At 56.6% G+C, this 6090-nt stretch carries 7 protein-coding genes and 1 pseudogene; 6 read left to right on the top strand and 2 right to left on the bottom strand.

Annotated elements, in window-relative coordinates:
- The 3 genes and pseudogenes from B3Z49_RS01160 to B3Z49_RS01170 form a co-directional block, all read left to right on the top strand.
- A pseudogene (locus B3Z49_RS01160) lies at positions 1–651 on the top strand (HrcA family transcriptional regulator); the annotation flags it as partial.
- A gap of 51 nt (positions 652–702) precedes the next feature.
- A complete protein-coding gene (gene grpE, locus B3Z49_RS01165; protein ID WP_008888711.1) occupies positions 703–1344 on the top strand; it encodes a nucleotide exchange factor GrpE in 642 nt (213 codons plus the stop codon).
- A gap of 132 nt (positions 1345–1476) precedes the next feature.
- A complete protein-coding gene (locus tag B3Z49_RS01170; protein ID WP_296987612.1) occupies positions 1477–2223 on the top strand; it encodes an NAD-dependent deacylase in 747 nt (248 codons plus the stop codon).
- A 9-nt stretch (positions 2224–2232) separates the two neighbouring features.
- On the opposite strand, the gene B3Z49_RS01175 is transcribed toward B3Z49_RS01170, so the two are convergent.
- Positions 2233–2913: an ArsR/SmtB family transcription factor gene (locus B3Z49_RS01175; RefSeq protein WP_296987615.1), complete on the bottom strand. Its 681-nt coding sequence runs from the start codon at positions 2911–2913 to the stop codon at positions 2233–2235.
- A gap of 90 nt (positions 2914–3003) precedes the next feature.
- Between B3Z49_RS01175 and B3Z49_RS01180 the strand changes: the two genes are divergently transcribed.
- Both B3Z49_RS01180 and B3Z49_RS01185 read left to right on the top strand, forming a co-directional pair.
- Complete coding sequence (locus tag B3Z49_RS01180; RefSeq protein ID WP_063086355.1) at positions 3004–3330, top strand: NIPSNAP family protein; 327 nt, start codon at positions 3004–3006, stop codon at positions 3328–3330.
- Positions 3331–3595: 265 nt separating this feature from the next.
- On the top strand, positions 3596–3943 hold the full coding sequence (locus tag B3Z49_RS01185) for an antibiotic biosynthesis monooxygenase family protein (protein WP_296987621.1): 348 nt from the start codon (positions 3596–3598) through the stop codon (positions 3941–3943).
- A gap of 23 nt (positions 3944–3966) precedes the next feature.
- Here the strand turns inward: B3Z49_RS01185 and B3Z49_RS01190 are convergent, their stop codons facing one another.
- The gene (locus B3Z49_RS01190) at positions 3967–4929 is read right to left on the bottom strand and encodes a DMT family transporter (RefSeq protein ID WP_296987623.1); all 963 of its coding nucleotides are present in this window, start codon (positions 4927–4929) and stop codon (positions 3967–3969) included.
- A 247-nt stretch (positions 4930–5176) separates the two neighbouring features.
- Between B3Z49_RS01190 and B3Z49_RS01195 the strand changes: the two genes are divergently transcribed.
- Positions 5177–6090: LysR family transcriptional regulator (locus B3Z49_RS01195; protein ID WP_296987625.1), on the top strand; the 914-nt coding region annotated here is incomplete at its 3' end.

A 6090-nucleotide genomic window follows, 5' to 3' on the forward strand; every position in this document is an offset into this window, starting at 1 on the left:
CCCAAGACCGATGGCATTCGCTTAAAACAGATCGAATTTGTGGCCCTGTCGCCGGGCAAAGTCCTGGCCGTGCTGGTAGCCCATAATGGCAGTGTCGAGAACCGAATCCTTGATGTTCCGCCTGATTTGCCCGCCTCGGCATTGACAGAAGCGGCAAACTATCTAAATACCCGGTTGGCTGGAAAGACGCTTGATGATGCGCGCCTTTTGATGACGAAGGAGCGTGATCGTCTCAAGCAGGAGCTTGATGAACTTTCCGCCAATCTGATTGATGCGGGCCTGGCAACATGGGCCGGCGGGGTCAAGGGATCGTCCCTGATTGTGAAGGGGCAATCCCAGCTGCTGGAAAATATCGATACGATTGAACAGCTTGAGACCGTTCGCCGCCTGTTTAACGTGCTTGAAGCCCGCGATCAGATGATTGAACTGCTCGATGTGACGACGGATGCCCAGGGTGTTCAGATTTTCATCGGGTCGGAGAATAAACTGTTCGGCGGATCGGGTCTTTCGATGGTGATTTCGCCCTATCAGAATGCTGAAGGCAGCATTGTGGGTGCAATCGGGGTTGTCGGACCGACCCGGATCAATTATGCCCGGATCATTCCGCTGGTCGATTACACCGCCAAGCTGGTCGGTCGACTGATTGGATAAATCGCGGCGCTGCGTGTCAGGCCGCATAACGTGAAAGTAGCAAGGTTAGCCATGTCGGAAACCGCAAAGAACACTCCTGAAGATCTGCAGGACGTCAATGCAGAGGAAACCGCTTCTGAAGAGGTCGCAGCAGAGGCGACCGAGGAAGTTGTTGAGGACGCCGCACCCCAGGACCCGATCGCCGCACTTGAAGCCGAAGTCGCGGAGCTCAAGGACCGTCTGCTGCGCCAGGCCGCCGAGGTGGAAAACACCCGCCGCCGCGCCAAAAAAGACGTCGAGGATGCCGGTAACTACGCCATTACCAAATTCGCCCGCGACCTTTTGGATGTCAGCGACAACCTGCGCCGCGCGCTTGATGCCGCGGGCGATACATCCAATGCCGATCCGGCGATGAAGACGCTGTTTGACGGGGTCGAGATGACCGAACAGGCCCTGCAAAAGGCGCTTGAAAAGAACGGCATCGAAAAGCTTGAACCGCTTGGTGAAAAGCTTGATCCGAACAAACATCAGGCCGTGTTTGAACTGCCGCATCCGGAATATCCGGACGGCCACGTCGCACAGGTCATGCAGGCTGGTTACGTGCTTAAGGGCCGCTTGCTGCGCCCGGCCATGGTCGGTGTGACCAAAAATCCGGGCGGTGAAAAACCAAGCCAGACCGACACCCCGGGTGGGAATGTCGATACCTCTGCCTGATCGCCAGAAAAATTTCAGATAAACCGGTTTTAGCGGATCGGTTTCGCATTCACCCCTGCCAGACAGACTTGGCGGGGGTGTTTTGTTTGCATTAGGCTACCGGCACTGATCACCAGCACAGGACCGCACACCATGCCGCTTCGCCCCGACCTGATCGATATCCTGCGCGATGAAAACGCCCCGATTGTCATCCTGACCGGGGCTGGCATTTCCAAGGAAAGCGGACTTCATACCTTTCGCGATCCCGATGGCATCTGGGCGAGATACGATATATCCGAAGTCGCAACGCCCGAGGCCTTCGTGAGTAATCCCGATCTGGTGCATCATTTCTACAACGACCGCCGGGCTGGCTTGCATGACCCGGCGGTTCAACCCAATGCCGCCCATCTGGCCCTGGCACGGCTGGAGGCCGAATGGCCTGGTGACGTGTTGCTTGTAACCCAGAACATTGATGACCTGCATGGCCGGGCCGGGTCCAAAAACCTCATCCACATGCATGGTGAACTTCTGAAAATCCGCTGCAATCACTGTGATCTGCTCACCGATTGGCCGGGCGACTTTGCCAAGGAAACCCCCTGCCCAGGTTGCGGCAAGGCCGGCGGCTTGCGCCCGCATGTGGTGTGGTTTGGCGAAATGCCGCTTGAGATGGAACGCATTTACGCTGCCCTTGGCGATTGCGGGCTTTTCATCTCGATCGGGACATCGGGCAATGTCTATCCGGCGGCCGGATTTGTGCAAGTCGCCCACGAGGAAGCCGGGGCTGAAACGGTCGAGCTCAATCTCGAACCCAGTTCGGGTGCCACACTGTTTGATCACAGCCGCTATGGCCCCGCCACCGAACTGGTCCCGGCCTTTGTTTCCGCCCTGCTCGGTGATTGATAGCTGGCCTTAAGGATTGATCAAATCACGGAATGATTTCTCGCCGGCATCACTGAACCGCACAATGCGCGACTCCGGCATCCGTCCGGCCCAACCAAGATCATAAAACCGATCCAGCAAGGCCGCCCCGAAGGAGCCCGCCAGATGCGACTGTCGGGCACTCCAATCAAGGCACTCCCGACACAGCGGTCGGCGCTTGGCCCGCAAGCCATCGAGATCAATGCCAAACGTGTTGGCAAAATTGATCCCGGCCGGTGTCAGGGCAACACCATTGATGTTGCTTTCAATCAGTTTGCGTTTGGCAAGGCCATCAAATAGTGCAACCCCCATGTCACCCGCCAGATGGTCATAACAAACCCGTGCCTTGCGCAGCTCCGGGTCCTTGGGCCCGGTGCGCACGCGGTTATGCCCGACCCGATTGGCAATCCCCATCAGGATTTCCAGTGCCTCGACAATATCAGGGCCGCTCAGCGTGAAGTAACGATACCGTCCCTGCTTGCGCGGCACAACGATCTGACCGGCTTCAAGCTTTGCCAGATGCGAGCTTGCCGTTTGCGGTGTCACACCGGCTTCTTGGGCCAGCTCGGCCGCAGTTAATGCCCGGCCACTCATAAGTGCTGTCAGCATATTTGCGCGCGCCGGATCGCCAAGCAATGCGGCCACGCGGGCGATATCGGGTCCTTCTTTCATAGTTCGATGCTAATCGAAGCATTAATGCGCGGCAATCGGGATAATGGGTCGCGTCACCCAACAAGATGTTTCTCCTGAAAGGACGCTGTCATGATTACCTGCTTCATTCGCTACGAAATCGACCCGTACAAAAAAGACGCCTTCATTGAATATGCCCGCAACTGGGGGCAGGCTATCCCGCGTTGCGGGGCGGACCTTGTCGGCTATTTCGCCCCGCATGAAGGATCGGTCTCGACCGCCTATGGTATCTATCATTTGCCAGATTTGGCATCCTATGAAGCCTATCGCGCGCGGTTGAAAGATGATCCCTTGGGCCGCGAGAACTACGAATTCTCCCAGCGCGAGAAATTCATCCTGCGCGAAGAACGCCAGTTTCTAAAAATTGCCTCCACCCCGCATAAGGGTCAGGACCTATGAATTTAGTTAGAATGGTCGCTCAGATCTGTGCGGATACGCGAAGCGAAACCGCAGGAAGATATCCATCTTTCAAGGTTTTGCGACAAAGTAGTCCGTGCATATCTGAGGGATCCGACGGACAGGGTTTATATTTGCAAACTCCCGCGTCAAATCCCTTGCACGGGATACCAACCCGCCCGGCGGGATTTTTCTTGGATTTCACAAATATAAACCCTGCCATTCGAACCAAATTCATAGGTCCTGACCCTGAGGAGCTGATCAAACCATGATTGCCGTCATTTTCGAGGTCACCCCGCACGATGGACGCTATGACGATTACCTTGCGATTGCCGGCGATCTCAAACCCGTGCTTGAAACCATGGATGGTTTTATCTCGATCGAACGATTTCAAAGCCTGACCAATCCCGGCAAGGTTTTATCGCTGTCTTTCTGGCGCGATGAGGACGCAATTGCCGCCTGGCGCAATCTGGGCGAGCACCGTACCGCCCAGATCAAGGGACGGCACAAGGTTTTTGAAGATTACCGTTTGCGGGTGGCCGGTGTGATCCGGGATTACGGCCTTCATGACCGTGATCAGGCCCCGGATGATTCCCGCGCACAACATGATCGCTGATTTGTAACGTCGGTCATCGGGACTCAGGCCTTGGCCGGTTTCGGGGATGCTTCTTCATCCCCGATTTCGCTACTCTCGGCAAATTCGGCAAATTCTTCTTCGACAGCATCCTCGACCACTTTGGCACCGCCCTTGTAATCAAGCAGCATCACGGCCAGCACCACGATCCCTGCCCCGATGAAAATCACCGGCACCGGCAGCATGTCAAAGAAGATCAAATCCATCGCGACCGAAAATGGCAGGGCGGTGTATGCCGCAGGCGACACCACACTGGCATCCGCAACCCGGACAGCCCGCAACACCATATAGTTGGTCAGCATGGCAAAGAAACCGGCACCCGACGCATAAAGCCAATCGGCCACTGAGGCCGGATACCATGTGATCATCGCAATCGGCACCCAGATCGCAACCGCGATGATCTGAGGCCAGAAGAGCATGGAAAAATTGGTTTCGGTCCGGGTCAGCACCTTGGCAAACAAAGTCTGGGCGGAAAAACAGAACGCCCCGATCAGGGCTGCGGCCACACCCAGCGGCACGCCAAAGCCATCCATGCGCGGGAAACACATCACCCACACGCCAACAAGGCCCAGAAGGGTTGCGATGATTTTGCGCGGGGTCAGTTTCTCGCCCAAAATCACCACCGCCAACATCACGGTCAGCAACGCCTCGATAAACAGATAGGCGTTGACCTCGGCGATGCTCATCTGGCGCAGCGCAAAGAACACAAAGAACAGCGACCCGTACCATAAAACGCCGCGCGCAATATGGGCCACCGGGCGGCGCGTTCGGATCTGGCGCGTGCCGATAAACATGATGATGACCAGGAACACCGCAACGGTGGTCAGGGCACGCATCGCAAGGATCTGCGAGGTCGGCACATCGTGCGAGACAAGCTTGGCACAAACATCGACAAAAACGCCCGATGCCATGGCAGCCGTCATCCACAGGACACCGCGGAAATTTCCGCTCAGTCGCGTTGCGGTCATGGTCAATCCCGGTTTCGAAAGGAATATTGGGGTTTCCGGCAGTTGGGGGGAGGCTGCTTACGTGGTGGCGCAAGGAGGCATAAGTCATTACGGCCGGAAACCCTGTATGACGATGATATTGCCTGCTTGTTTGGAAAAATACGAATGAAGCTTTTTCAGCCATTGTTGAGATTTTTTTGGCCCACTTTTCGATCAGGCCTGATAGACAGAATAAAAGACAGTAATGCTCTCCGGATGGAAACCCACGATGCGCAGAAAGCTCCCACCGTTGCGCGCCCTTGTCGCCTTTGAAGCCACTGCACGCCATCAAAGCGTGAAGGGAGCCGCAGAAGAATTGCATGTCACGCAAAGTGCGATCAGTCATCAGCTCCGCCAGCTTGAAGAAAACCTTGGCGTGGTGCTGTTTACCCGCAAGGGCCGTGGATTGACCCTGACCAAGTCGGCCGAGCTCCTTTTGCCGCGCCTGACCGAAGCACTTGATGGCATCGCCGATATCACTGGCGAAGTCGGCCCGGACAAGGGCAAGGCGATCCGTATCGGTGCGCTGGCGACCCCGGCCCTCACTGTGCTGCTGTATGAGCTTGATAACCTGCGCGACCGGCTGCCTGCCGACATTCCCGTGCAGTTTCGCAAGATCGAATTTGATGACGGTCTTGATCCGCTTGAAATTGATCTCGCCCTTCAGATCGCGCCAAAGGACCTGCCCGGTCCCGAAGACTGGATTACCGAGCTTCTGACCCCTGAGGTCTATACCGCCTTCGCCGCCCCGGAATGGCTGGCCAAGCGCGGCTATGATGCCAGCAATGTTGACGTCGCGACACTCGGCCCGCGCGATATCCTGTTGATCGACAGTGACAGCGAACAGTTCTCCCAGATCGAACAATGGTTCAAGGATGCCAGCTTCTCGCTCGCTGATTGCTGGACCTTCAGCCACCATATCTGGGCGCTTGAGGCCGCACGTGCCGGGCAGGGCATCGTTGCCAGCACCGATGTTGTTGCGCGCAATTACGTTGAGCGCGGTGAACTGGTGCCACTTAATTTCCCGGATTTCATTTCGCACTGGTGGTATCGCCTGCTGATCCGCCCGGCCCGCGAAAAAGACCCGATCGTCATCGAAGCCGCCAACTGGATCCGCGAACTCATCAACCCGAAAACCGCATC

Origin of the sequence: Thalassospira sp. UBA1131 (genome assembly GCF_002311515.1) — a bacterium.
Taxonomy (GTDB): domain Bacteria; phylum Pseudomonadota; class Alphaproteobacteria; order Rhodospirillales; family Thalassospiraceae; genus Thalassospira.

Bases quoted from the DNA above. Each gene is read 5' to 3' on its own strand.
- B3Z49_RS01170 (WP_296987612.1), top strand. From the start codon at position 1,477: ATGCCGCTTCGCCCCGACCTGATCGATATCCTGCGCGATGAAAACGCC.
- B3Z49_RS01180 (WP_063086355.1), top strand. From the start codon at position 3,004: ATGATTACCTGCTTCATTCGCTACGAAATCGACCCGTACAAAAAAGAC.
- grpE (WP_008888711.1), top strand. From the start codon at position 703: ATGTCGGAAACCGCAAAGAACACTCCTGAAGATCTGCAGGACGTCAAT.
- B3Z49_RS01185 (WP_296987621.1), top strand. From the start codon at position 3,596: ATGATTGCCGTCATTTTCGAGGTCACCCCGCACGATGGACGCTATGAC.
- B3Z49_RS01190 (WP_296987623.1), bottom strand. From the start codon at position 4,929: ATGACCGCAACGCGACTGAGCGGAAATTTCCGCGGTGTCCTGTGGATG.
- B3Z49_RS01175 (WP_296987615.1), bottom strand. From the start codon at position 2,913: ATGAAAGAAGGACCCGATATCGCCCGCGTGGCCGCATTGCTTGGCGAT.